We start from the raw sequence: 24,549 nt of genomic DNA on the forward strand, positions 1-24,549 counted from the left end.
ATACAATACATTGTCAAAGCGTCGCAACGCCTTCATATATGAAAGGAGGTGTCGTCTATGGGTGCAGGAGTAGGATATGCAAACGGATTTGCGTTAATCGTTGTGTTGTTTATTTTATTAATTATTGTTGGTGCCGCTTGGTTATATTAAACGAAAGAAAGCTGACAGGAACACTGTCAGCTTTTTTACGCAAATAATACTTCGATGTAGGAAGAAATAAGTAAAATCGTAATAAGGACATTAATTGTACGAAATACTTTTGGCTGTTTCTCTTCAGGAATTTCTTTTTGAATACAAAGAGCATTTGTTAGCTGATTAATAATGAAAAGTACAACTGTCGCAAGGGGTATAAAATAAAGCGCCAAACCGGTCCCCTCCTGTTTTTATGTATTTACTCCCCTACTTTACAACGATTTTTTCGATAAATCAATAATAGACATTTTATTTGTACAACTATTCCTGTAAAATAATACACACAAGTAAGCAAAAAGGAGTTTCGAAAGATGAGCATCGAACAACGCATGGAAAAACTCGAATATTATTGTTCACTCATGTTGGACATGATTACACCGGAAAAAAAGCCATTTTACGCGCTTGTCATTCGTTACGGCTTAACAAAAGAGGAAGTGGAAAGTATATTACACCTTTGTGAACAATTAAGCGAACAATATAAGCAACAAAAAGAGGAAGGCTTCGTTATCTTCACCTCGCTTTTTACACAGTTTGCGAGTGCGCTTCACCCGAACCTTCCACTTGCCGAGACGATTGATGCGTTAAAAAAACAACAATTATTCGTTCCGCTTATGACAGAGTTTCAATGTTTATTACATACGCTCAACGAATGAAGCTACTTCTTCTTTTTGCTCATCTTTCTTTTTTAACTTTCCATTTTCTTCAACAAACTCTTGTTCAATGTTTTGGAAAGAACGCTCGAAAATTTCCATAAAATCGTCTCCGTACACATTTCGGATCATACACATGATTTCTAACATTTCTGGAAATTTACCATACAATTCATATAACGGTTGAATTCCTTGAAGAACAGATGTCCGTTTTGGATCATACGACTCCATTAATTTTAATAAAATCTCTTCTCCTTTTTCTGTCAATTCAATGTAAGTATTTCGCTTATCATCTTCTTTTTTCGAAAACGACAACAATCCCCGTTCCTCTAATTTTTTTGAAAAATTGAATGCCGTTGATACGTGCATCACACCAAACTTTGCGATTTCAGAAATCGATGCCCCTTTTAAATGGTATGCGATCCATAAAATATGATGTTCGTTAATGTTTAAGTCAAACGGTTTAATCCATTGTTGCCAATCTTTTTCGATTGATTTCCACAATGCTTTGCTTAATTGGGCAACTCTTTGACTAAATAACATCGCCTCTTTAACAGAATAATGTCGTTCCGTGCTTTTCATCTCTCCACCCACTTTTTCATATTTCCTTATTTTTATCTTTTATTATGCCAGTAAAACAATAAATAATAAAGTATTAAATATTAGAATTTTTAATAAATTTAAATATATACTTTTCGAATTAGGAGGAACAAACATGATCATCGCAACGGCGACGATTGGGTTCATCTTTTTGTATTTGACGATTGCTACGTTTTCTATGTTGAATAAAACGCGCATGTATCCACCGAAAAAAGTGTTAAAGCAGCGTATAAGCGTATTTGGAAGCCTTGCCATTTTTTTTATCGCTGTTACCCTTTTGCTCATGCGTATGCAGTGAGAGTGATATAAGGAAAACCCGACCATAAACGATCGGGTTTTTTATTATTGTTGTGGAACGGTATATGTTCGTCTCATCAGCGACTGTACGATCGGATAGATGACGATCATCGCAACCGTATTGACAAACGCTGTCGGAATGACAACAGCGACGAACAGTCCACCAAACGTTGCTCCCCCTGGCAAACCAACAACGGTCAACGCAACAGTTAAAAACGTCGCACCTGAAATGAACGTACCTACAGCAGTAAGCAATGCCGCTTTTAATGGCGTCGCTTTCGTCTTAAACAACATCAACAACCCAAAAAAGAGTGTAGCTGTCACGACTTTATCAACGACGTTCGGGATAAATCCTCCTGGGAAACTCGTCGTCACCCCAGAAATGATACCTGTAGCAATCGCTAACAAACTAACCGCTGTTTTGTTCGGGAAGAGCATAATGCCTAAAAACATCATCGTGAGCATCATATCGGGCTTCATTCCAAAGAAAAACCCCGGAATGACTGCGTGCAACACCGCACCAATACCTACAAAAAGCGACAACAATACTAACGTTCTCGTATTCATTTCTCATCTCTCCTCATCTCATTCTTTTCTCTTCTCAGCTTGTAAACAAGTTTAACAATATTATAGCACTTTAAAGTGCCGAGGTAAAATAAAAATTTTCAAAAAATATTTTTTCGGAACGTTTCCATAAACTGTACAAGCGCTTCACATGCTTCCATATCAACTGCATTGTAAATGGATGCCCGACAACCACCGACAGAACGATGACCAGCTAGCCCGATCAATCCCTTTTCTTTTGCTTCTGCTAAAAACTTCTTGGTGAGCTCTTCGTTCGGCAACGTAAATGTGACATTCATATGCGAACGGCTTTCTTTTTTTGCATGCCCTTTGTAAAAACCTTCACTTTCATCAATACAACGGTACAATAGCGCAGCTTTTTCCGCATTTTTCTTTTCAATCATTTGAACGCCGCCTTGTTCTTCTACCCATTCGAGCACGAGCGATAACATATAAATCGCAAATGTTGGCGGGGTGTTGTATAACGAACGGCTTTCGCTATATGTGCGATAGTTTAACATCGTCGGCAAACGATCGTCCCCTTTCGCTAGCAAATCTTTACGAATGATAACAACCGTCACGCCTGAAGGACCTAAATTTTTCTGCGCCCCCGCATAAATGAGCGCAAAACGACTCACATCAATGTGGCGACTTAAAATATCACTCGACATATCCGCAATTAAGTCGACAGACACGTTTGGAAATTCACGCCATTGTGTTCCGGCAATTGTGTTGTTTGATGTAATATGCAAATACGCAGGACGTTCGGACAATTCGATATTCGTCGGAATGTATGTATACTTTTCTTCTTTCGACGAAGCTGCGACGTGCGTTGCCCCTACTTTTTTCGCCTCTTTCATCGCTTTATCCGACCATGAGTCTGTTAACACGTAATTGCCGACTTCTCCTTCCTTCAACAAGTTCATCGGCACCATCGAAAACTGCAAACTCGCTCCCCCTTGTAAAAAGAGCACATCATGCGTGTCTGGAATATTCATGAGCTTGCGCAACAACATCTCGGCACGCTCATGCACCGCATCATATTCTTTGCTTCGATGGCTTAACTCCATGACAGACATACCTGTTTGTTGAAAGTTGAGCAATTGTTTTTGTGCCCGCTCTAACACAGCAAGCGGCAAAGCAGAAGGTCCTGCATTAAAATTGTAGGCTCGTTTCACACTTTTTTCCCCCTCATGTCATGTAATAATATATATCCTAACATGAAACACAAAAAAATGAAGAAAATTTTTTGTGAATTTTTAAAAAAGAAAAAAGACCTTGTTATTCCAAGGCCTTCTGGCGTTGCTCGCGCGCTTGACGAATGCGCTCCATGTACACTTCTCCTTCTTTCTCTAGCAACTTTTCATCTATTTTCTTTTCTTCTCTTGCTGTGCGAATGGCCATATATGCGCTAATAATAATCCCAGCAAGAAGCAATGTAATAAGCATACATATCCCCCTTTAAGCTTGTCTTACTTTACACATATGCGAACAACCGGAAAAATAGACGTATAAAAGAAGGAAATGATTACGAAGGAGCGAATACATGCAATGGAAAGGGGTGGAGAAATTGAAAACATATACGTTAACCGTTTTTGAAAAGACAGGAGAAAAACTGCTCGATGAAACATTTACTGCCGCCAACGATGACGAAGCAAAACGAATCGGCGAACAAAAATTAAAAGAAAAACAGTTTCAACATAAAACACATCGCTGTACAACATCGAGCGGCAAACTCATTTTATTCCATCGCTAAAGCCCCGATCATCTCGGGGCTAAAATAATTGTTCCATCATTTTCAACTTTTCGTTCGTGTAATGTTCGTAGTTTTCGTTATACGCTTTCGGCTCTTTCGGGTTAGCAAAATGCGTAATCGCTTTTGTTTCTGGATGCACGAATTTGCTTGAGGCGCCGCATCCTAACCCGATAATTGACTGTTGCTCTTCCATAATCATAATGTTATAAATGCTTTCTTGCCCCGGCAAAGCGTAACCGACGTTTTCTAAATTGCCGAGAATATTTTTTTGGCGATATAAATAATACGGCACATAACCTTTTTCTCTCGTCCATCGTTCCGCCCGCTTCATCATTTCATTAATTTCATCATGATCCGCCACTTTATACTTTTCTTTATTTTTCGTCATTTCAGACGCACGCTTAAACGACAACGTATGCACCGTTAACGACTCCGGCATCAGCTTTTCCGTTTGTGCCAGCGTATAATCAAACTGCTCGATGCTTTCTCCTGGCAAGCCGATAATTAAGTCCATATTAATATTGTTCATTCCCGCCTCGCGAGCGAGATGAAATTTTTCAATCGTCTCTTCAACCGTATGATGGCGACCAATCGCTCGCAACGTTTCTTGAATATATGACTGTGGGTTAATGCTAATACGGTCGATTTTCCATTTTTTCAACACCGCAAGCTTCTCTCGTGTAATTGTATCTGGTCTTCCTGCTTCGACTGTAATTTCACGTACATGCTCAACGTTTGGGAACACGCGATACATGTGCGCATATAATGCATCCATTTCTTCCGCCGTAATGCTTGTCGGCGTTCCGCCACCGTAATAAATTGTTGTAATAGAAATGTTGCGCTCTTTCAAAAATCGGCCAATTTGCTCCATTTCGTAATGTAATCCGAATAAAAATGCATCAACGGATCCCTGTTTTCCTTGAATCGCATAGGCGGGGAATGTGCAATATGCGCATTTCGTCGGACAAAACGGAATGCCGATATAAATGCTTACTTCGTTCGATAAATCGTAAAGATCTGGCACGGCCGCCAACTGACGATCAATAATTTGTTGCATGAGCTGAATTTTTTCATCCGTCACTAAATAATCTTCACGCAACTGGCGATGTGCTTCTTCTCTCGTTAAGCCGGAACGCAGTTTTTGATGAAGTAACTTCACCGGACGAACACCTGTCAAAATACCCCATTTTTGAATGGAATTTGTATATTGTTGCATGAGTAATAAATATATATGTGAAACCGCATGTTTCACTTGCTTCATGCGCCCTTTTTCTTCTTCTGTTTTCCACAATCGTTCGTAACGAGCTTCATACGTGCCACCGTGTTCATCTTGCAACGTACCAACAACGACGAGCTGCTTGTTCTCATGCACAGCAATCGTCACGCGCACGTTCGCTTCTTCTGTCGGTACGAAAGAGAGCGTTTGCTCTTCAAAAAATAAACCGGTAATGACTTCAAGTGAGCGTTGAAAACGTTCAACTCGATCAAGTCCGCAAATGTCAATACGCAATGAAATCACCTTTCGCCTCAAAATATTAAACTCACTTAAGTGTACAGAAGAAGCGAAAAGCTCGTCAAGAAACGGAAATTATTTTTTCTCTATTGTGCGAATTTGCCGTAAAAACTGGGGACGATGTTGTTTGCGGAAATGTTCTTTAATCATATATGCGACACCCAGTTGTTCGTTTGAACGCGTCACCCAATCAGCAACGGCTTTTACTTCTTTTGGCGCATTGCCCATCGCAACACCAAGCCCCGCCGCTTCAATGGCTGGCATATCATCCAAATCATCTCCAATGACGACCATTTCTTTTAACGAAATGCCGAGTTCGTTTCCGAGACGAATTAACCCGTTTAGTTTTGAAACGTTTTTTGGCAGTAATTCAATTTTTCCCTCACTAACGCTGAGAGAAACGTCCGGGAACGCACGCTCAATCGTTTCAACAATTTCATCACATTCGTCTTCATTTGAGTAAAACACATCGATTTTCATGACATCAATCGGATCATCGCGCAACACATCACTTAACGAGTCAACAAATTGTGCTGGATAAAAAAACGGATCCCCTAAAATTGTTTTCGCAATCATATTGTTTTTTATTTTTTTGCGATTTCCGATTGAATACCGTTCGTGAAGCAAACGAACGTTGCAATTGAAATGCTCAAGCACGTGTACAATATCGAACGTTTTTTGTGCTGGAATGACAGACTCCTGTAACTTTTCTTCTAATGATTTTGCAACGAGCGCCCCTTGAAACGTCACTAAATATGAATCTAACTTCAGCGCTTTGGCTACTTTTTTCGCTGATAAAAAATTTCTTGACGTGAGCAACGTAATATATACATCCTTTTTCTTCACAAAGTCGATGGCTTCCTTCGTTTTTTTCTCTAATTTCCCATTTTGTTTTAATAGTGTCCCATCAATATTTAGTGCAAGTAATTTATACATGAACGTCCCCCCTCGATGTCGTGGCTTCATTCATACGTATGACAAGGGGATAAAAAAAAGAACACCCATTTTTATGAGTGTCCGTCATATAGCTGTTCAATTGGCTGAATCATCGCAGTCATCGCTTGAGCAAACAACTCGTTTAAACGTTCCTCTGCCTGAATAAGCCGCGCAATATTTTCGTTCATTTCAATGACGTGCAAATGTTGTTGCAACAATTCGACATCTGCATCGCTGACCGGAAATCCGCTCATTTGTTTTTGTTGAAGCTGTTTTTGTAATGTACGAAATCTAGCAAATAATTGGTGCGCAGTCGGGTCGTGCTGCACTTGCTCATACGCGCGACGAAGCTCTGCAAACGGTTCACTTGTACGAATCGCTTCCGAAAGCTCGTGAATGGCTTGAAAGACGTCCATGCGACACGCTCCTCTCATTTTCCCTTTCTTTTTACACTATGAGCGAAGCGGCCGCTATATGTCTACAGTTGAACGAAAAACGTGATGCAACCTTGAACGAGACCGATGATCCCACCTAACAAAGCACCTAAATACGTAATCATTTTAAATTCACGACGTGAAATTGTTAAAATCATTTCTTCTAGCCGTTCAACTGAAAACGATGCGACTTCTTCACGAACGATATCTTGCAAATGCAGGCGTTTCATCCATTGCTCGATACGTTCGGAAGCAAATTGCAAAAGAAAACGAACGAACGTCGGTAATGAATCACGTACATAAGGGGCAACAAGTGCACCAAGCGGTTTTTGAAGTGGCTCTTGTACAATTGATGCTGTGAGCCGTTTCACCCATACGACAACTTTTTCTTGGTCAATTATTTGCTCCACCTCATGTATACGCATCCCCTTCACTTTTTCCCATTCGTTATTAAATAGCTGTACGAGCAGTTGTTTCGCCCCATCGCTTTGTAAAAATTTCACGATTTCTGGGCGAATTTTTTCCGCCAAACTAACGTTGCCAAGAAACATTTGAAGCATATTCCCAAACATGCCGCGGCTTTGTAAAAATTCATTGATCATATGTTCAATTTGACGCTCTCCTTGCTCGCTCTCTACATATGTGCGCAAACGAAGCAATAAACGATCAACAATAGAAGGAATAGCACGATCTACTTTTTGCAATAGCTCACTTGGAATGATTTCATAAAGTGAACGTTGCTCATATTGTGACATCAACGTTTTATATTTTGCTTCTATCCATGTTTCCGCAATTTGTTCAGGATGGCGCACGTCAAACTGCTCAAGCCATTGTTTAACAGTCCGATCTAATTGTAGCCATTTTTCTACTTCTTCTTGTACATAGTTCGTCATATCTTGAACGAATGATTGATCGTTTAATTTTCGACGCAATCCTTCGGCTGTTAATAAATGTTCCACAACCATGCGCCCAAGTTGCTCCGCTAGTTCCTCTCTTCGCTTTGGAATAAGCCCAGGCGTAAACGGCAGTCTTTTTCCTGCGATATAAATTGGACGATACGGTCGAAAAAGCATTTTAATCGCAAGGGAATTCGTCATCCCTCCAATAAATGCTCCGACCACGACCATAAATAATAAATAAAGAAAAAGCCCCATAACGATCTCCCTTCTGACAATAAGCTATTCTAACCATTCATTATAGGGCTTGTCCGTTATGAGCGCAAATGTGTGATAACTGTTTATGCAACTGTTTCAAACATTTGCATAACAATAACCGAAACACTTCTCGCTCCGTCGCATGTTCAGATGCAAACCATGCTTCTTTATATATATTTATTTTCTCAAATTGTTGTCTCCAACTATCTTTTTGCTCTTTCTGTGTTACATCCCATTCCTTTCCTGTATGCAATACGTATAAATAACGAATAAGCGCTTCTTCCTCTTCATCTAAATAGTAATTCGTTAATGTGTGTAAAACATAAGCGATCATCACCCTCACCTCTCCCCATGAATATATGTGAATACGAAGCGAATGATGTATACTTTTTTGTCGTTCATACAAAATAATGAATAAGGGGGCATGCATAATGAAAGAACGCGATAATTATGAGTGGGATATTGATCGAATGATTAACGAAGGCATGGCTGGAGGTTATGTATATTCGTGCTATCGCGCAACAAATATTGAAGAAGCACGCGATCTGCAAACGGAACAACCACCACATGAAGTAAAATGAAGCGGCGAGCATTTTCTCGTCGCTTTTTGTATAATGAAAATGAATGGGATGGGAGACGAAAGGAATGGGCATGCATGTTAGAAAAATTACGAACATATTATCGGGATGCACTTGTTGAATATGAACAAGTGAACGAACGAGATGAGTACGAGTGGTTTTCTACAGAACATGGTGAGCTTTTTGGTATCAAAAAAGAAGTGCTTACACTAAAAGAACATGCGCTATTAGCAACATTATTTACACCGCATGAAGCGTTTACTACTTGGATGAACAAACAACAACAAACATGGTATCGTTTTTTAATCCAAGGTGATGAACGTGTTTTTGACCAATTACCTGCTTCGACATATACACGATTTATTTACTTTTACATACAAAAAGGAACGGTCGACACGCGTGATTTTACAGAAGCCATTCAGTCGCTTTTCCCTTATGATGTGACGATCATTTCAGAAACAGAACAACAATGGACGATCATTGAACAACAAGAAGAGAGCGTCGCCTCTACCCTTCACGAATTGATTGATACGTTATGTAGCGATTTTTACATTCAGTTGCGAGCATATATTGGACAAAAATGCCCACACTCAGTAGCGCTTGCGCACGTATTTGCAGCAGAAAAGCGATATTTTCGCATCGGCTTGAAACATAACCCTGCTCAACGCGTCTACTGCATTGAAGACGTCTTTCCTCTTTTGTTCATTAGCGGTGGGGAGATGACATATGCAACGATGTTTTTACAAGCGTTCAAACAAGAGCACGACATGTTGAGAACGATGAAAACGTTTTTTGAATGCAATTTAAACGTTTCTCTTGCCGCAAAAAAGCTTCATATGCACCGCAACAGTTTGCAATATCGCATCGACAAGTTTATTGAAAAAACAGGCATTGATATGAAACAGTTTAAAGGGGCGCTGACTGTTTATTTAGCTATTTTACTTCACGAACGTCATTAGGCACATTGCCCGAAAACGTTTTCTTTTTTTGTGCACGTTGTCCATTTACGTTTCATTCGTTTTTATATATGCTTGAATCAAATGAAATCGATTACATGAGGAGGCATATATATGGCTGAGCTTCGTTTAGAACATGTATATAAAATTTATGACAACAACGTAACAGCTGTAAAAGATTTTAACTTGCATATTAAAGATAAAGAATTTATCGTATTCGTCGGCCCATCGGGGTGTGGAAAATCAACAACGCTCCGAATGATTGCAGGACTTGAAGAAATTTCAAAAGGCGATTTTTATATTGACGGGAAACGAATGAATGACGTTGCACCAAAAGATCGCGACATCGCGATGGTATTCCAAAACTACGCGCTTTATCCACATATGAGCGTATATGACAACATGGCGTTTGGATTAAAATTACGCAAGTTCCCAAAAGATGAAATCGATCGTCGTGTCCGCGAAGCTGCGCGCATTCTCGGTCTTGAGCAATATTTAGATCGCAAGCCGAAAGCATTATCTGGCGGTCAGCGTCAACGCGTTGCATTAGGACGTGCAATTGTGCGCGACGCGAAAGTATTTTTAATGGACGAGCCGCTTTCAAACTTAGATGCAAAATTACGTGTCCAAATGCGCGCGGAAATCGCAAAACTTCACCAACGTTTAGGCACAACGACCATTTATGTTACACACGACCAAACAGAAGCAATGACGATGGCAACGCGCCTTGTCGTTATGAAAGACGGGGTCATTCAACAAGTTGGCACACCAAAAGAAGTATATGAAAAACCAGAAAACATTTTCGTCGGTGGATTTATCGGCTCACCAGCGATGAACTTCTTGCGCGGCGTACTTCAAGACGGTGTATTCATTACTGGCGATGTGAAAATTGCCGTGCCAGAAGGAAAAATGAAAGTGCTTCGCGACCAAGGTTACGTAGGCAAAGAAGTCATTTTAGGTATTCGTCCAGAAGACTTCCATGATGAGCCTGTATTTCTTGAAGCATCGCAAAACACAAAAGTGAGCGCTCATGTCGAAGTCGCAGAGTTGCTCGGTGCAGAAATTATGGTATATTCACAAATTAACGGTCAAGACTTTGTTGCACGCGTTGATGCGCGCACAGACGTAAAAGCAGGTCAAACGATCGACCTTGCGTTAGATATGAATAAAGCCCATTTCTTCGATGTCAATACAGAATTGCGCATTCGTTCAAATAGTGAAAAATAATTGGAAAGCCCGTTCGCTTGAGCGGGCTTTTATTCTTGAATGAAACGAACCATATCGTCATCACAATGTGCGCAATGAAATAAATGAACACAGACGTGCCGTTTTCTCGTATCAGCATATCCATCAACCATTTTCATCATATCTACATCCATATACGGACTGTAATCATCGAAATAATCCGTTAATTTTCCTTCGTCTTTTAATTTTTCCCCACATTGATCACAATAAAAAACGATTGTCCGTAAACCGTTGCATAACGGACAAATATACATGTTCATCCCTCGCTTTATGATTTTCCATTATCTTTCCCACTTCTCAAGAAATTACCACATAAAAAAAAGAATAATAACACGTTTTTTCCCCAAAATAGTAGTACAAGCAAGCAAACAACTTCGATGGGTTAAGCCAAGCTTGGCAGCGTGAAAACATCACGCGTTGCTGGTGCAAATCCAGCTAACCCAACCATAAAAAAATGTAATGAGGAGATGATTGAATATGGCAAACACAAATCAATTATTAGTATACGGTGCGCAACAAGCAATTGATCAAATGAAATACGAAATCGCTCAAGAATTTGGTGTAAACCTTGGTCCAGACGCAACAGCACGCGCAAACGGTTCAGTTGGTGGCGAAATTACAAAACGTCTTGTTGCAATGGCGCAACAACAATTAGGCGGATCTTACACAACTAAATAACATGGCTGAAAAACCCCCAAGCGAATCGCCTGGGGGTTATACATTTTCCATAATTGGTTCACGAATGCGAACGAGCACTTTTCGAATGCGCCGATTTTCAACTTGACGGACGGTGACTGTTAATGACTCATATTCAAACGATTCACCGACGGTGGGGATGCGTTCAAACATTTCAAACACCCATCCCCCGAGCGTATGGGAAGAACTTTCTAGCTCATCAATACCTAAAATGTCGCAAAACTCATCAAGCGGTAATTCTGCATTAAATTCATACTCGTAATCATTAATTTTTTGGAATGTTTTTACCGCTTCATCATGTTCATCCCATATTTCTCCAACAATCTGTTCTAAAATATCTTCTAACGTGATTAACCCAGATGTACCGCCAAACTCATCGATAACAATTGCCATATGCACTTTGCTTTTTTGCAATTCAGGCAATAACGTGGATATACGCATCGACTCAACGACAAATAGCGGCGTACGCAACAATTGGCGGACGTTTACTTCTTTTCCTTGCACAAGTTGACTGAAAAAGTCGCTTTCCGATAAAATACCGATGACGTTATCAATGTCTCCTTCGTATACCGGAACGCGCGAATATCGTTCACGTAAAAAAATGTCGCGAATTTCCTCGATCGGTTGATTCACTTCTACTGCAACCATATCAATGCGCGGTGTGAAAATTTCACCAACTAAAATATCGTTAAAATCGAGCGAACGATGAACAAGTTCTTTCTCTTTATTATCTATTACCCCTTCTTCTTCACTTAAGTTCACCATTACTTTAATTTCTTCCTCTGTCACAGAAGGAATATCGGATTGATGACCAACGAGTTTCGAGACAAGTTTTTTTAACATGACAAGCAACGCTGTAACGGGAGTAAATAGTTGAATTAACATATACAGCACATCGGAAATAAGGAGCGAAAATGACTCCGCATGTTCTTTCGCCAACGACTTAGGTAACACTTCGCCAAAAATTAAAATTAAAATCGTCATGCCAACCGTACTAACAACAAGACCTGTGCTGCCACCAAACAAATCTGTTGCCACTTTGGCTGAAATAGAAGCCGCAGCAATATTCACGATATTATTTCCGACTAAAATCGTAGAGAGGGCTTGGTCGAAGTTTTCTGCAATATATAATGCTTTTTTACTTCCGCGCCTTTTTTCATCCACATAATTTTTCAAGCGAATTTTATTCACACTCGAAAATGCTGTTTCTGAAGCTGAAAAAAAAGCGGATAATAAAATTAAAACAATGAGTAAAAAAACTAAACTCAGAGGCAAATCTCCCAATGAACATTCACACTCCTAATCAAATTAGTGGTCATGATTAATATATACGTTAATCATACCAAATTTAACTGAAAAAGAAAACGACCGCGCAATTTGCACAGTCGCTCTTATGACTCGATCAACGTTGTACCGATAAAAAAAGTTAAAAGCAATACGTACGTAATATTTAACGTAATTGAAAGTTCTTCCACTTATTCGTCCCCTCCATCAATATATTCTCCATTTTTATTTTAACAATGGTAGGAACGATTTTGTTTGTCAATGATGTGAACATTTTTTACTCATGAAACGCCCAATGATTCGTCGGACCATGCCCGCTGCCCATTTGCAACGTCTGTTCCACAGCCGCTTGAATAAAACGTTTCGCCACATCTACCGCTTCATATATCGTTTTTCCTTTAGCAAGCTGTGCTGTAATCGCTGCCGCAAACGTACACCCTGTGCCGTGCGTATGTTTCGTATCGATGCGTTTGCTTTTCCATTCATAAAATTGCTCACCGTCGTATAAGATGTCGATCAGTTCGTTGCCTTCCCCGTGTCCCCCCTTCATGACAACGTACCGAACGCCCATTTCATGAAGCTTTTTCGCTGCTTCTTTTCGTTGTTCAATCGTTTCAATCTGCATATTTGCCAATACTTCCGCTTCTGGCATGTTCGGTGTTAACACGTAAGCAAGCGGCAGCAAATGACGTTGCAATGCTTCTACCGCCTCTTGTTTCAACAGCGGTGCCCCGCCTTTTGCGATCATGACCGGATCGACGACAACGCACGTCCATTTGTATTGCTTTATTTTGTGAGCAACTAATTCGATCATCTCATTGCTAAATAACATGCCTGTTTTCACTGCATGTGGCGATAAATCAGCCGCAACGGAATCGATTTGTTGTTCAACCGCTTTAAGAGGGAGCGGATATACTCCTTGTACACCGAGCGTATTTTGTGCAGTCACCGCGGTGATTGCTGACATGCCAAACACACGAAGTTGATGGAACGTTTTTAAATCCGCTTGAATGCCAGCTCCCCCTCCGCTATCCGAACCAGCAATCGTTAACGCTTTATATACCATATCCCTCACCCCAAATATTGATAATATAGCTTCTTTGCTTCTTGAATGTCATTTGTGCCATGAATAAATACGCGCCCATCCGAAAAGATGACAAAACGATGCCCATCAACTGTAAACGAACATAAATAGTCGTTTTGCTCTACTTGAATTCCTTTTTGTTGTAAAAAGGAAATAAGCGTTGTCCACTCTCGCTCTCTGCGCTGGACAGGACGAATTTGTACCGTCTCTCGTCCGCACAATACCGCAAATTTCGTTTCATTTTCGTATTGGAGGGCTGGATAAATTCTTGTTTCACCACACGATGGACAATTGTCTTTTTTTAACTTTTGCACATCGATCATCCGATATTGTCCGTTCCATATATCAAACGAAACGAGCTGGCGATTGACAGGAGCATGTACGCATATTTTTAACGCCTCCGCTGTTTGATGCGCAACAACCATATGAACGACAGGACTAATAATCCCAGCGGTATCGCACGTCGCAACACCAAGCGGCACTTCTTCAAGCAAACAGCGTAAACACGGCGTTTCATTCGGGATAATGACGTAGCTTAGTCCATAGCTTCCGACACATGCCCCATAAATCCACGGCACATCATACTTTTGTGAAATATCGTTAATGATCATACGCACATCGAAATTATCGGTACTATCAATAATCACATCCGGTCGCTCACATGCAACGAGATGGTCAAGTACACGTGCATCTGCATCGGCGACGATCGGTTCAACGACTACATCGCTATTGATTTCTTGCAAATGAACCGAAGCCGCGATCGCTTTCGGCAATCGTTTCGTCGCATCGTCTTCCGTATATAGCTGTTGGCGCTGTAAATTGCTCCATTCGACATAATCGCGGTCAACAATCGTTACTTTTCCAACACCTGCACGTACAAGCGTCTCCGCATTTGCTGCCCCAAGCGCTCCAGCACCGATAATGAGCACATGTTTTTTACGAATGTATTGTTGTCCTTTTTCTCCGATTGGCGCAAACAATTGTTGACGTGAGTAGCGATTCATGAAACGATGCTCATCCCTTCAATTGGACTGCTCGCTGTAGCATACCGCTTTTTCGGAATGCGCCCTGCTTCATATCCTAGCCGCCCCGCTTCAATCGCCAGTTTCATCGCTTTCGCCATTTTTACCGGATCTTTCGCAGAAGCAACCGCTGTATTTAACAATACCCCATCAGCACCTAACTCCATCGCTAACGCGGCATCCGCCGGTCCACCAATGCCTGCGTCAATAATGACAGGAACGGTTGCTTGTTCAATAATAAATTGAATGTTTAACGGATTGATAATTCCTTGCCCGGATCCGATCGGTGATGCCCCAGGCATAATTGCATGACAACCGAGCTGTTGTAGTCGTTTCGCTAGCACGACATCATCCGACGTATACGGTAAAACAATAAATCCTTCTTCTAGCAACATCTCCGTTGCTTTTAACGTCTCGATTGGATCAGGCAACAACGTTTGATCGCACCCGATCACTTCCACTTTCACCATGTCGCAAAGTCCAGATGCTTTCGCTAAACGAGCGATGCGCACTGCTTCCTCTGCTGTTTTTGCCCCAGCGGTATTTGGAAGCAACTTATATTTCGTTACATCGATTTTTTCTAAAAAATTCGGTTGATCAGGCGCAAAAATGTTCATTCGCCGAACGGCAAACGTTAAAATTTGTGCTCCTGACGCTTCAACCGCTTCTTTTTGAATATCGATGTTCGGAAATTTCCCTGTCCCAAGCAGTAAACGAGATTGAAATGTATACGGTCCGATTTGTAACATATTATCCTCCCCCTACAAAATGAACAATTTCAATGCGATCACCATCTGCAATGGCTGTATGTTCATATTTTTCTTTCATAATGATGTTCGCATTGATTTCAACGATCGCGATCTTTTCATGAATACGAAAATATTGTAACAGTTGAGCGACAGTACGAATGTGAGCTGGCAAGTCAATCATCTCACCGTTAATGATGCAACGCATGCCCCTCCCCCTTTCTTATGAGCGAAAACGGTGTCATATCAAATGGAACTTCTTTTCCTTCAAGCATATCGCTTACGCATCGGCCTGTGATGGCGCTTAGCAAAATGCCGTTTCGATAATGCCCTGTCACAACGAATACGTTTTCGTATTGTGGATGCTCCCCGATATAAGGCATGCCATCTTTTGTTTGTGGGCGAATGCCTGCCCACACCTTCTCAAATGTGGAATGAGCGATGTCTGGAACGATTTGCATCGCACGCGCTAGTAAATGATGCACGCTACTTGCTTGCACCGTTTTCGTAAACGAATCGGCAATCGCACTAGCGCCGATGACAAGGCGATTGTTTGCTTTCGGAACGATATAACAGCCGTTTTTTGCAAATACAGTCGTCCGCAAAAGCGGTGTTTCCGTCGTGACGGCGATGCACTCTCCTTTTACAGGATACATATGTAGCGATAATTGTAGCTTTTCAACGACAACAGGTGTCCATGCCCCGCACGCGATGACAATATGTTCAGCATATAGCGTGCCGCTCGTTGTTTTCACTCCCGTTACACGCTCACCGTTGAAAACAACATCATATGCTTCCGTATACGTTAAAAATCGTGCACCTTTTGCCATCGCTGCGCGCGCGAAAGCAAGAGACAGCTGTTTGGCATCCACTTGTTGATCGATCATATACATCGCTCCATATTCACTTCGCACATGCGGTTCGAGTTGCGTCACGTCATCGGGCGTTAGCCAGCGGACGTGTTGCGGTTGAATGTGCTTCCAAAATTCATAATGTTCCGTTAATTGTTGGTACTCTTCCGCTGTCGTCGCCATTTTTAACATGCCTGCTTCATTCCATCCAACGGCGATGTTTGTTAACTGTTGTAGCTCAGCGATAACGCTTGGAAATGCCGCTTGACTTGCTAAAGCAAGCGGAATGAGGGGGTGATCTGTCGAAAACTCAGAGTGGGCACCGAGCATGCCAGCTGCAGCCGACGACGCCTCTTGTGCCAATTCTCCTCGTTCAATAACGACAACACTCGCCCCTCTTTTTGCTAGCTCAAAAGCGATGCTACTGCCAATAATGCCCCCTCCAACAATTAAAACGTCCATGTATCCTCCCCCATTTGTTCTCGATATAAATGAACGGTCGATAACGGATGATCGGCATAATATACTGTCGACATGACCGCAATCCCTGTTGCCCCAGCCGTTAACACATCGCGAACATGCATAGGCTTAATGCCTCCAATTGCAATAACAGGAATGTGCATACTACATGCTAACTTCTGCAAAGAGGTAAGCCCGCGCGGCTTTATTCCCTCTTTACAGTTCGTTTCGTATATATGACCGAAAATGACGTAATCGGCTCCTTCGTTTTCGGCTTGTTTCGCTTCTGCAAACGTATGAACAGATCGACCGACGCGCAAAAAAGGAAACCGTTCTTTAATTTGTTTTGCCGACAAACTATGATGGGCGAGCTGAACGCCGCCAACGCCATAAACGACAGCAACATCCACCCGATCATTGACGACAATTTTTTGCGCTGGAACACTTGCTTCAAGCAGCTTTTCCACAATCATGCCTATCTCTTTTGCCGCACGATGTTTTTCACGAATATGAATAAAATGAGCATACGGATGAACGAGCGATGAAATATGAACAAACGTTTCAATTGACTGTTTTCCTGTTGAGATGAGATGAAGCTCTTTCATCTTAACGCACATCCTTGATCGCAACGTATGGAAACGCATCTGCCATGTAGTAGCCAACAACGACAATGACACACATGACAACAAATAAATACACATCATATTTTCCGAACGTCACTTCATAATAAAACGTCCGTGTCCGCTCATTCGTAAACCCTTTTGCTTCCATCGCCACCGCAATGCGTTGAGCGCGACGAATGCTTTGCGATAAAAGCGGAATCGCATACCGTTTTACGAGTTCAAGTTTGCCTCGAAATCCTTTCGCTTTTGCAGCTCTCCGCACTTTTAACGCTTGATGTACGGTTTGAAATTCTTCTAACATGATCGGTAATAAACGAACAGCTGCTAAAAAACTATACGCATATTTCGGCTTCAATTTCGCTTGTTGCATGAGTGAATAAAATAAAAGGACAGGCTTTGTCGTAAGTGCAAACATTAACCCAAAAATCGCAAACAAAAGCGTCCGAAAGCCGAGATGAACACCGCGATAAAAACTTTCCTCTGTAATGTGAACGAGCCCCCAACGAAACCACGTCGTTTCTCCCTTTCCAAACAAAATCATTGACGACGACGTAGAAATGAAAATAAACAAAAACGGCACGAAAAATAAAAGTACATGCTTCATCCGATAACCGCTAAACAGCATAAATAACACGGTAAACCCAATTGTCCAATTGATGAGCACGTTTGGATTGTGGACAAAAACAATCACAACGAACATCGGCAAAAATAACAATAATTTCGCTGTCGGATTCGCCTGATGCAACCACGTTTCTTTATATTCGATGTTCCATCTCATCCAATTCCACCTCGCACGAACATACGAGGAGCGACCGGTTCGTCAGCGACAAGCTTTCCGTTTTCAATGATCCATCTTCTCGTCGCAAATTCCGACACGATGCGCTCATTGTGCGTCACCATCACAATTGCCTTTCCTTGTTGCCGATACGCTTCAAGCCATTCGAGCAATGCAAACGTATTTTTCGCATCTTGCCCAAACGTCGGTTCATCAAGCAACAATAAGCGATGGCTATCCGTTACCGATGCAGCAACACTTAATCTTCGTTTTTGTCCGACCGACAATTGATACGGATGTAAATGCCGCTGCTCGTTCAAATGAAAGCGTTCAAGCAATCGCTCGACTTCCTCAGCTACTTCATGTTCCGGACGTTTTTCAAGACGGGAAGCATACGCTAGCTCATCATCAACACGATTTGTGACAAATTGAAATTCTGGATTTTGAAAAACAAAGGCAATGTGATCGTACAACCTCTCGTCATTTATTAACGGCTGTTGTTGCCAATACATGTCGCCTTCTGTTCGAATTAATTTCATCAAGCTTTGCAGCAACGTACTTTTGCCTGCGCCGTTTTCACCTGTAACCGCAATCCATTCCCCTGCATAAATCGTTAACTGATCGACCGCTATTTTTTCTTCTTTTTGCCGAAAGCCGCGAAGCGATTGCACATGTAAAAGCACGTCTGACGGATGATACGGCTGCTGCGCTGTTTTTGGCTTTTCATACGTTTCCCACACGTTCGGATACCAAATGCCTTGTTCGGCGATAAATGATTGATACGTCGAAAAAACAACATGCGTTGGACCGTCAGCAATGATGTCACCATGTTCATTAAATAAAATGATGCGTTCAACAAAATCAAGAACGTGATCAATTTTATGTTCGACGATCACAACCGTTCGGTCCTCTGCCACTTCTTTTAACGTTTCCCATACCATTTTTGTGCCTTCTTCATCAAGAAGTGCTGTCGGTTCGTCCAAACATAGCACATCTGGTTCGAGCGCTAAAACCGATGCGATCGCCAACCGCTGTTTCATTCCACCTGATAACGTTTGAATTGGCACATGAACGTGTGGAAGGCGAAGGCGCACACGTTGAAGTATGTGCGCTATTTTTTCGTTCATCTCCGCGCGCGGCACACCGAGATTTTCAAGCACAAACGCCAGCTCTTCATCTACATACGGCATACAAAACTGCGCATCAGGATCTTGAAACACATAACCTACACGCTTAGGAATATGCAGCTTTTTCGCTTTCATCGGCACATCGAGCGAGCGCGGAATAATACCAGCCATCACTTGCAATAATGTCGACTTGCCACACCCCGATGGGCCTAAAAGCAACACTTTTTCTCCTTTTTGAATGGAAAGCGATACATCGGTAAATAACCGTTTTTCCGCCCCCGGAAACTTTAATCGCAACTGTTCAATGTGAATCAATGATGTCACCTTCTATTTATCAAGTGAATCGTAATCTTCTTTTGTCGTCGGGCGCAACAATTGCGTCACACCTGTCGCTTCAAGTGCTTTCACAAGCGAATAAGCAAATACGCCAGCAATGATGACCGCTCCAACGAAACGCGCACCGATAAATAACGTTAAATTCCACCATGCTAATTGGTCAATATACCCTTTATAAAAATCGAGAACGAGTGAAGCGATCGTCGAACCAACCGCTGCAAGCGACACAACCGCCACATCAAAACGTTTATAACGGAAAGCGGCAAACACAAGCTCAGCAAGCAACCCTTGTACAAAACCGTAAAATAGCACTTCAAGACCCCATTCGGAGCCAGCTAAAAACTCCCCTGATGCAGCGGCGACTTCCGCAAGCAACGCCACTCCCGGCTTCCGAATTAACAAATAGGCGACAGTTGCGGCAATAAACCACATGCCATAAATAAGTTGATCGAGATGAAGCCCAAGCGGTTTCACCGCATAGTAAAGCGGTCCCCACACTTTATACACAATGCCAAACACAATCGCGATAACAACGGTCGTTAAGACGTCTGTTAATTTAAGCCCTTTCTTTTGCATAAATATCCTCCTCTTCAATTGGCCAACGTTCTAATTTATACGCCATGTCCCAAAATAAGTATTCATATTGACTGCTTATCCAAAAGTGTTGCTTCATTCGCTCTAAATCTTTTGCACTTACCGTTTCCGCAATGTCGTTTAAGCGCGCAATTTGTTGTTCGACAAGCTGTTTAAACCAATCGGAGCCGTACGCTTCAATCCATTTCGCATAGATCGGATGATTCGGCTTGCAATGTTTTAACCTCTCGCCAATTTCATAATACAACCAATAGCACGGTAAAATAGCAGCTAATACATCGCCAAAGTGTCCCGCAAACGCCGCTCGATACATGTGCGATGTGTACGCATACGCCGTTGGGGCAGGAACAAACGACGCCTTTTCTTCTTCTGTAATACCGAGCTCTTTCATAAATGTTTCATGTAGACGAAGTTCAGCTTCATACGTATTTTGTGCATGATGCGCCATGCTTGCGGTCGTTTGTAAATCATCCGCCATCGCCCCACCGAGCGCTTGCACTTTCGCAAAGTGTGTCAAATAATATGAATCTTGTAATACGTAATAACGAAAACAACGTAAATCGAGCGTTCCTTCCCCGAGCTCTTTCACAAACGGATGATGAAAGCTCGCTTCCCAAATCGGATCGACAGCTTTGCGCAACTGCTCTGAAAACAACACAGCCTCTCCCCCTTAAGAAAAATAAAAAACCACTTTCTTTGCGCAAAGAAAGTGGTTATAAACGATGGAAATTGACATATAGACACACTTCGCACCGTCTCCACTTCCCTACGCTGGTATGATCCAGATCAGGTTCTAAGGGTCTCAAAGGCACACTTTGATCTCAGCCTATCTAAAGGCCCCCCTAGTGGAATGCATTTGTATCATTCACTTTGTCACTAATATTAGCATATTTCATCGAATTGTCAACCATTCCAATTCATTTATTTTTTAAGCAAGGCAAGAGCTATACTCTAATTCAGTTCACGCGCCACAGAAATAATATAATCTATTTTCTTTATATCAAATGTTTGAGTATATGTGATGATTTCGTTTTCCTTTATTGATTTCAACGGTTTTTGCATAGGACGCGTATAAGAGTCCATTGAAAACACGTGACCACTTAAGAAAACAGGATGAATATCTGCTTTACCATAAGGAATAAGATGTCCTGTGATATTTCTCGCTTTAATACAAAGCTTCTTTGCTCCTGTGGATGTTTGCTCGATTGAATATGAACTTAAATGAAAAGCACGATTCTCTTTCACGTCCGCATAATCTTGATCTTTAAAAAATGTGAATATTCTTCCATTCTCTACTCGCTCATCATTGATTTCCAAAATGTCTAACGAAGCGTTCCACCTTGATTTCACATCCGTTTTTTCTAATAAAAATTTAATAGGTAAAAACATACTATTATTTATTAATGTTGGAACTGTATCCATCTCAACTTTTTCTCCATCTATTACTGCAATTTTTGATCCAATTGTAAACGTATACTGATGATCTAGCCACGTGACATAAGCTGTTTTATTTTTTTCATTATACATGATTCCCCCTCCCATCAGATCTCGAATCGACTTTAATGGGATCAGCAAGCGTCCTCTTCCATCAATAAATGGAGCATGTGGATTGGTGTACAAAATGTAATAGTCATTTATCTTCATTAAAATTGGAACATCTTTTTTGATAACAGCATTTGCTGTATGATTACCTATTAACAACATTAGCGAACATATAAGCATTACTACTATTTTTTTCATGATTCCATCTCCTTACTCTTCATTCATAAAATAAAAGAGTTAACCCTTGATTCTTGTGTAAACACTCAACTGTTACCATGAGTGTACATGGTTCCATCTTAACAAAATATTATTTAAAAAAATATCCGTATTTTCCACAATTTTTATAATTAGACACAACAACAATTGCTTCTTAAATAAAAAATCTAATGAACAATAGATTATGAAGGTATGTTTTTCATATTTGCGCGCATCGTTTTCTTCCTGTATGCTAAAGTAGCGAATATATAGTCAGGAGTGGGATGTATGGCAAATGTATTTTTAAAGCGAAAAAGAAAAAAGCGGCTCGAGCTTGGACATCCGTGGGTGTTTCAAAGCGAAGTCGATTATATTGAAGGAGATTTTGAACCGGGTGATTTCGTCAACGTATATAACCATCAACGCCACTTTTTAGCCAAAGGATATATTAACCCAAAATCACAAATGATCGTGCGCGTGTTGACGCAAAATCCAAACGACGAATTAAATGCGCAGTTTTTTATGAACCGCATTCGTCAAGCGTGGGCGTATCGCAAGCGCATGATTCCGGGCGTTCGTTCATGCCGCGCCATTTATGGTGAAGCGGATTTTTTACCTGGGCTAATCGTCGATAAGTATGAAGATGTGCTCGTCGTCCAAATTTTATCGCTCGGCATGGAAAAAAGAAAAGAATGGATTTTACAAGCTCTTCTTTCTGTTTTTCAACCGAAAGCGATTTATTTACGCAACGACGTCCATGTGCGCGAATTAGAAGGACTAAAACAAGAAAAAGGATTTTGGTACGGTACGTGCGATACGAACGTACAAATTGAAGAAAATGGCGTGAAATACGTGGTCGATATTGAAAACGGACAAAAAACAGGATTTTTCTTCGACCAACGTCAAAATCGTGCTGCCATCAAGCCGCTTATCACAAGCGAATCTACCGTGCTCGATTGCTTTACACATACAGGCTCATTTATGTTAAACGCCTGCTTATACGGGGCAAAACATGTGACCGCTGTCGATATTTCTGAGCATGCGATCGAAACGGCAAAAAGAAACGCCGAGTTAAACGGATTTACAAATGTCGATTTCGTCGTTGCGAATGCGTTTGACTATTTACGTGAATGCGTACAAGAGGGAAAAAAATGGGATGTTGTTATTATTGACCCACCAGCGTTTGCAAAATCCGCTCATGCGGTGCCAAAGGCGCTTGCTGGCTATAAAGACATTAATTTAAACGGCTTAAAGCTCGTCAAAGACGGCGGCTTTTTCGTGACCGCAAGCTGCTCGTACCATGTGCATCCCGATATGTTCCAAGCGATGGTTGCGGAAGCAGCGTTTGATGCGAAGAAAATTTTACGTCAAATTCATTGGAGCGGTGCAGGGTATGATCATCCAAAACTGCTTGCGGCTGACGAAGGCGATTATTTGAAGTTTGCCATTTATGAAGTACATTCCCGTAAGTAACAGGTTGGTACACGCCAACCTGTTTGAAAATGGACAAAATCACGATGCACACATCTCACAAAAATGAGATATACTATAATTGAAAACGCTTTCTCTTTTGTGAGGTGATTGCAATGGCATTAAAAACGATTTGCCCAAAATGTTTTGGAAAAAAGAAAATAAAAGTGTGTTTGTCGCTTTATAAAACATGCTCGTTTTGCAACGGAACAGGGAAAATTCAACAATCGCCAACGAAACGAATTAGTTAAAAGCACTCCGCGCCAACCATTGATGCGAAGTGCTTTTTGTTTATGCCACCGATTTTCGTTGTTTCGCTTTCGCTTGTGCACGTAAAATTTTCACAGATAAATAAATACCTGTCCCTGTTAAAATGATAATGGAAATGGCAGCTGCATCGATGATGAGACGATTCCAAATCCCAAGTTTCCCAACATGAATCGCACGGATAAACGAGGCGAATTTGTTCACTTCTTTTTTTACAACTGTACCGTCTGGCGCAATCGTCACTAGCGTCCCATCTTTATCATTTAACCGCACCATATACATCCCATGATTCATTACGACACCAACTTCATCCATTGAAAACGCACCAGATTCACTCGCTTTTTTTACCGCATCAATCATATTTAACTGTGCATGTCCATGTCCATCACCGTGCGCATGTTCATGACTGCCGTGAGAATGACCACCCATTCCCATTAACCAACGCTCTGTTAACAACAATCCTGTCACTGCTTCCAAAAGTAAAAATACAGAACAAATGAGTCCAATCCATAGGTGCAAATTGCGCGTTTTTTTCATTTGTATTCCTCGTATGAGTAAAATGTTTGTGGGAGAAAAAAAGACAGGTTCCTGATTTGGTATAAT

34 protein-coding genes and 1 riboswitch are annotated in these 24,549 nt (G+C 41.3%); of the genes, 10 read left to right on the top strand and 24 right to left on the bottom strand.

Features of this window, described 5'->3' with window-relative positions:
- Positions 1-57: 57 nt before the first annotated feature.
- Complete coding sequence (locus ACYQY7_RS03355; protein ID WP_009362001.1) at positions 58-150, top strand: YjcZ family sporulation protein; 93 nt, start codon at positions 58-60, stop codon at positions 148-150.
- 35 nt (positions 151-185) lie between these two features.
- Here ACYQY7_RS03355 and ACYQY7_RS03360 read toward each other — a convergent pair whose 3' ends face one another.
- Complete coding sequence (locus ACYQY7_RS03360) at positions 186-365, bottom strand: hypothetical protein (RefSeq protein ID WP_032100882.1); 180 nt, start codon at positions 363-365, stop codon at positions 186-188.
- A gap of 138 nt (positions 366-503) precedes the next feature.
- Between ACYQY7_RS03360 and ACYQY7_RS03365 the strand changes: the two genes are divergently transcribed.
- Positions 504-845: a YhaI family protein gene (locus tag ACYQY7_RS03365; RefSeq protein WP_461200729.1), complete on the top strand. Its 342-nt coding sequence runs from the start codon at positions 504-506 to the stop codon at positions 843-845.
- Here the strand turns inward: ACYQY7_RS03365 and ACYQY7_RS03370 are convergent.
- Positions 825-1,424, bottom strand: coding sequence for an HTH-type transcriptional regulator Hpr (locus ACYQY7_RS03370; RefSeq protein WP_180271060.1), 600 nt, complete (start codon positions 1,422-1,424; stop codon positions 825-827). The two genes, ACYQY7_RS03365 and ACYQY7_RS03370, sit on opposite strands and share 21 nt — an antisense overlap.
- Positions 1,425-1,557: 133 nt before the next feature.
- Here ACYQY7_RS03370 and ACYQY7_RS03375 point away from each other — a divergent pair, with 133 nt between their 5' ends.
- Positions 1,558-1,740 (top strand): hypothetical protein, encoded by a 183-nt coding sequence (locus ACYQY7_RS03375; RefSeq protein WP_461200730.1) that lies wholly within the window; start codon positions 1,558-1,560, stop codon positions 1,738-1,740.
- 44 nt (positions 1,741-1,784) lie between these two features.
- On the opposite strand, the gene ACYQY7_RS03380 is transcribed toward ACYQY7_RS03375, so the two are convergent.
- The 3 genes from ACYQY7_RS03380 to ACYQY7_RS03390 form a co-directional block, all read right to left on the bottom strand.
- Positions 1,785-2,306, bottom strand: a complete 522-nt coding sequence (locus tag ACYQY7_RS03380) for a tryptophan transporter (protein WP_461200731.1) — start codon at positions 2,304-2,306, stop codon at positions 1,785-1,787.
- A gap of 98 nt (positions 2,307-2,404) precedes the next feature.
- Positions 2,405-3,481: a 3-phosphoserine/phosphohydroxythreonine transaminase gene (serC, locus tag ACYQY7_RS03385; protein WP_183248358.1), complete on the bottom strand. Its 1,077-nt coding sequence runs from the start codon at positions 3,479-3,481 to the stop codon at positions 2,405-2,407.
- Between the two features lie 103 nt (positions 3,482-3,584).
- Positions 3,585-3,752, bottom strand: a complete 168-nt coding sequence (locus tag ACYQY7_RS03390) for a sporulation YhaL family protein (protein WP_461200732.1) — start codon at positions 3,750-3,752, stop codon at positions 3,585-3,587.
- A 121-nt stretch (positions 3,753-3,873) separates the two neighbouring features.
- Between ACYQY7_RS03390 and ACYQY7_RS03395 the strand changes: the two genes are divergently transcribed.
- Positions 3,874-4,059 carry a YhzD family protein gene (locus ACYQY7_RS03395; protein ID WP_461200755.1) on the top strand — a complete coding sequence of 62 codons (186 nt, stop codon included), beginning with the start codon at positions 3,874-3,876 and terminating at the stop codon, positions 4,057-4,059.
- A gap of 19 nt (positions 4,060-4,078) precedes the next feature.
- Here the strand turns inward: ACYQY7_RS03395 and ACYQY7_RS03400 are convergent, their stop codons facing one another.
- From ACYQY7_RS03400 to ACYQY7_RS03420, 5 genes are all read right to left on the bottom strand, one after another.
- Positions 4,079-5,578, bottom strand: coding sequence for a coproporphyrinogen III oxidase (locus tag ACYQY7_RS03400; protein WP_461200733.1), 1,500 nt, complete (start codon positions 5,576-5,578; stop codon positions 4,079-4,081).
- Positions 5,579-5,647: 69 nt separating this feature from the next.
- The gene (locus tag ACYQY7_RS03405; RefSeq protein WP_461200734.1) at positions 5,648-6,508 is read right to left on the bottom strand and encodes a Cof-type HAD-IIB family hydrolase; all 861 of its coding nucleotides are present in this window, start codon (positions 6,506-6,508) and stop codon (positions 5,648-5,650) included.
- A 71-nt stretch (positions 6,509-6,579) separates the two neighbouring features.
- The gene (locus tag ACYQY7_RS03410) at positions 6,580-6,924 is read right to left on the bottom strand and encodes a YlbF/YmcA family competence regulator (RefSeq protein ID WP_461200735.1); all 345 of its coding nucleotides are present in this window, start codon (positions 6,922-6,924) and stop codon (positions 6,580-6,582) included.
- 62 nt (positions 6,925-6,986) lie between these two features.
- Complete coding sequence (locus ACYQY7_RS03415; RefSeq protein ID WP_461200736.1) at positions 6,987-8,096, bottom strand: DUF445 domain-containing protein; 1,110 nt, start codon at positions 8,094-8,096, stop codon at positions 6,987-6,989.
- Positions 8,097-8,136: 40 nt separating this feature from the next.
- Entirely contained in the window at positions 8,137-8,430 is a 294-nt protein-coding gene (locus ACYQY7_RS03420; protein WP_461200737.1) for a hypothetical protein, read from the bottom strand.
- A gap of 97 nt (positions 8,431-8,527) precedes the next feature.
- On the opposite strand from ACYQY7_RS03420, the gene ACYQY7_RS03425 reads away from it, so the two are divergent.
- The 3 genes from ACYQY7_RS03425 (at position 8,528) to ACYQY7_RS03435 (ending at position 10,857) form a co-directional block, all read left to right on the top strand.
- Positions 8,528-8,677, top strand: a complete 150-nt coding sequence (locus ACYQY7_RS03425; RefSeq protein WP_461200738.1) for a hypothetical protein — start codon at positions 8,528-8,530, stop codon at positions 8,675-8,677.
- A gap of 74 nt (positions 8,678-8,751) precedes the next feature.
- On the top strand, positions 8,752-9,633 hold the full coding sequence (locus ACYQY7_RS03430; RefSeq protein WP_461200739.1) for a PucR family transcriptional regulator: 882 nt from the start codon (positions 8,752-8,754) through the stop codon (positions 9,631-9,633).
- A gap of 111 nt (positions 9,634-9,744) precedes the next feature.
- Entirely contained in the window at positions 9,745-10,857 is a 1,113-nt protein-coding gene (locus tag ACYQY7_RS03435) for an ABC transporter ATP-binding protein (protein WP_461200740.1), read from the top strand.
- Between the two features lie 29 nt (positions 10,858-10,886).
- Here ACYQY7_RS03435 and ACYQY7_RS03440 read toward each other — a convergent pair whose 3' ends face one another.
- Entirely contained in the window at positions 10,887-11,129 is a 243-nt protein-coding gene (locus ACYQY7_RS03440) for a hypothetical protein (protein WP_461200741.1), read from the bottom strand.
- Between the two features lie 223 nt (positions 11,130-11,352).
- Here ACYQY7_RS03440 and ACYQY7_RS03445 point away from each other — a divergent pair, with 223 nt between their 5' ends.
- Entirely contained in the window at positions 11,353-11,553 is a 201-nt protein-coding gene (locus tag ACYQY7_RS03445; protein ID WP_461200742.1) for a small, acid-soluble spore protein, alpha/beta type, read from the top strand.
- 36 nt (positions 11,554-11,589) lie between these two features.
- Here the strand turns inward: ACYQY7_RS03445 and ACYQY7_RS03450 are convergent, their stop codons facing one another.
- From ACYQY7_RS03450 to ACYQY7_RS03505, 12 genes are all read right to left on the bottom strand, one after another.
- Positions 11,590-12,855: a hemolysin family protein gene (locus ACYQY7_RS03450; protein WP_032100895.1), complete on the bottom strand. Its 1,266-nt coding sequence runs from the start codon at positions 12,853-12,855 to the stop codon at positions 11,590-11,592.
- Between the two features lie 277 nt (positions 12,856-13,132).
- Positions 13,133-13,921 (bottom strand): bifunctional hydroxymethylpyrimidine kinase/phosphomethylpyrimidine kinase, encoded by a 789-nt coding sequence (gene thiD, locus ACYQY7_RS03455; RefSeq protein WP_461200743.1) that lies wholly within the window; start codon positions 13,919-13,921, stop codon positions 13,133-13,135.
- 5 nt (positions 13,922-13,926) lie between these two features.
- On the bottom strand, positions 13,927-14,943 hold the full coding sequence (locus ACYQY7_RS03460; protein ID WP_461200744.1) for a MoeB/ThiF family adenylyltransferase: 1,017 nt from the start codon (positions 14,941-14,943) through the stop codon (positions 13,927-13,929).
- Positions 14,940-15,710, bottom strand: a complete 771-nt coding sequence (locus ACYQY7_RS03465; RefSeq protein WP_435622051.1) for a thiazole synthase — start codon at positions 15,708-15,710, stop codon at positions 14,940-14,942. The genes ACYQY7_RS03460 and ACYQY7_RS03465 overlap by 4 nt, the downstream gene beginning before the upstream one ends.
- Before the next feature lies 1 nt (position 15,711).
- Positions 15,712-15,915, bottom strand: a complete 204-nt coding sequence (gene thiS, locus ACYQY7_RS03470) for a sulfur carrier protein ThiS (RefSeq protein ID WP_461200745.1) — start codon at positions 15,913-15,915, stop codon at positions 15,712-15,714.
- The gene (gene thiO / locus ACYQY7_RS03475; protein WP_461200746.1) at positions 15,899-17,020 is read right to left on the bottom strand and encodes a glycine oxidase ThiO; all 1,122 of its coding nucleotides are present in this window, start codon (positions 17,018-17,020) and stop codon (positions 15,899-15,901) included. The genes thiS and thiO overlap by 17 nt, the downstream gene beginning before the upstream one ends.
- Complete coding sequence (gene tenI, locus ACYQY7_RS03480; protein WP_461200747.1) at positions 17,008-17,622, bottom strand: thiazole tautomerase TenI; 615 nt, start codon at positions 17,620-17,622, stop codon at positions 17,008-17,010. The genes thiO and tenI overlap by 13 nt, the downstream gene beginning before the upstream one ends.
- 1 nt (position 17,623) lies before the next feature.
- Positions 17,624-18,418: an energy-coupling factor transporter transmembrane component T family protein gene (locus tag ACYQY7_RS03485; protein WP_461200748.1), complete on the bottom strand. Its 795-nt coding sequence runs from the start codon at positions 18,416-18,418 to the stop codon at positions 17,624-17,626.
- Positions 18,415-19,866: an ABC transporter ATP-binding protein gene (locus ACYQY7_RS03490; protein WP_461200749.1), complete on the bottom strand. Its 1,452-nt coding sequence runs from the start codon at positions 19,864-19,866 to the stop codon at positions 18,415-18,417. Before ACYQY7_RS03490 ends, ACYQY7_RS03485 begins: the two co-directional genes overlap by 4 nt.
- Positions 19,867-19,869: 3 nt before the next feature.
- On the bottom strand, positions 19,870-20,454 hold the full coding sequence (locus ACYQY7_RS03495; protein WP_461200750.1) for an ECF transporter S component: 585 nt from the start codon (positions 20,452-20,454) through the stop codon (positions 19,870-19,872).
- Positions 20,435-21,130 (bottom strand): thiaminase II, encoded by a 696-nt coding sequence (gene tenA, locus ACYQY7_RS03500; RefSeq protein ID WP_461200751.1) that lies wholly within the window; start codon positions 21,128-21,130, stop codon positions 20,435-20,437. The genes ACYQY7_RS03495 and tenA overlap by 20 nt, the downstream gene beginning before the upstream one ends.
- An 88-nt stretch (positions 21,131-21,218) precedes the next feature.
- Positions 21,219-21,326: riboswitch (TPP riboswitch) on the bottom strand.
- A 97-nt stretch (positions 21,327-21,423) separates the two neighbouring features.
- Entirely contained in the window at positions 21,424-22,212 is a 789-nt protein-coding gene (locus tag ACYQY7_RS03505) for a copper amine oxidase N-terminal domain-containing protein (protein ID WP_461200752.1), read from the bottom strand.
- Between the two features lie 285 nt (positions 22,213-22,497).
- On the opposite strand from ACYQY7_RS03505, the gene ACYQY7_RS03510 reads away from it, so the two are divergent.
- Together ACYQY7_RS03510 and ACYQY7_RS03515 are read left to right on the top strand one after the other, a co-directional pair.
- Positions 22,498-23,682, top strand: a complete 1,185-nt coding sequence (locus ACYQY7_RS03510; RefSeq protein WP_461200753.1) for a class I SAM-dependent rRNA methyltransferase — start codon at positions 22,498-22,500, stop codon at positions 23,680-23,682.
- A 113-nt stretch (positions 23,683-23,795) separates the two neighbouring features.
- Positions 23,796-23,930, top strand: coding sequence for a hypothetical protein (locus tag ACYQY7_RS03515; protein ID WP_461200754.1), 135 nt, complete (start codon positions 23,796-23,798; stop codon positions 23,928-23,930).
- Between the two features lie 40 nt (positions 23,931-23,970).
- Here the strand turns inward: ACYQY7_RS03515 and ACYQY7_RS03520 are convergent, their stop codons facing one another.
- On the bottom strand, positions 23,971-24,483 hold the full coding sequence (locus ACYQY7_RS03520; RefSeq protein ID WP_461200756.1) for a PepSY domain-containing protein: 513 nt from the start codon (positions 24,481-24,483) through the stop codon (positions 23,971-23,973).
- Positions 24,484-24,549 lie beyond the last annotated feature (66 nt).

This window comes from Anoxybacillus sp. TBDG-1 (assembly GCF_054815885.1).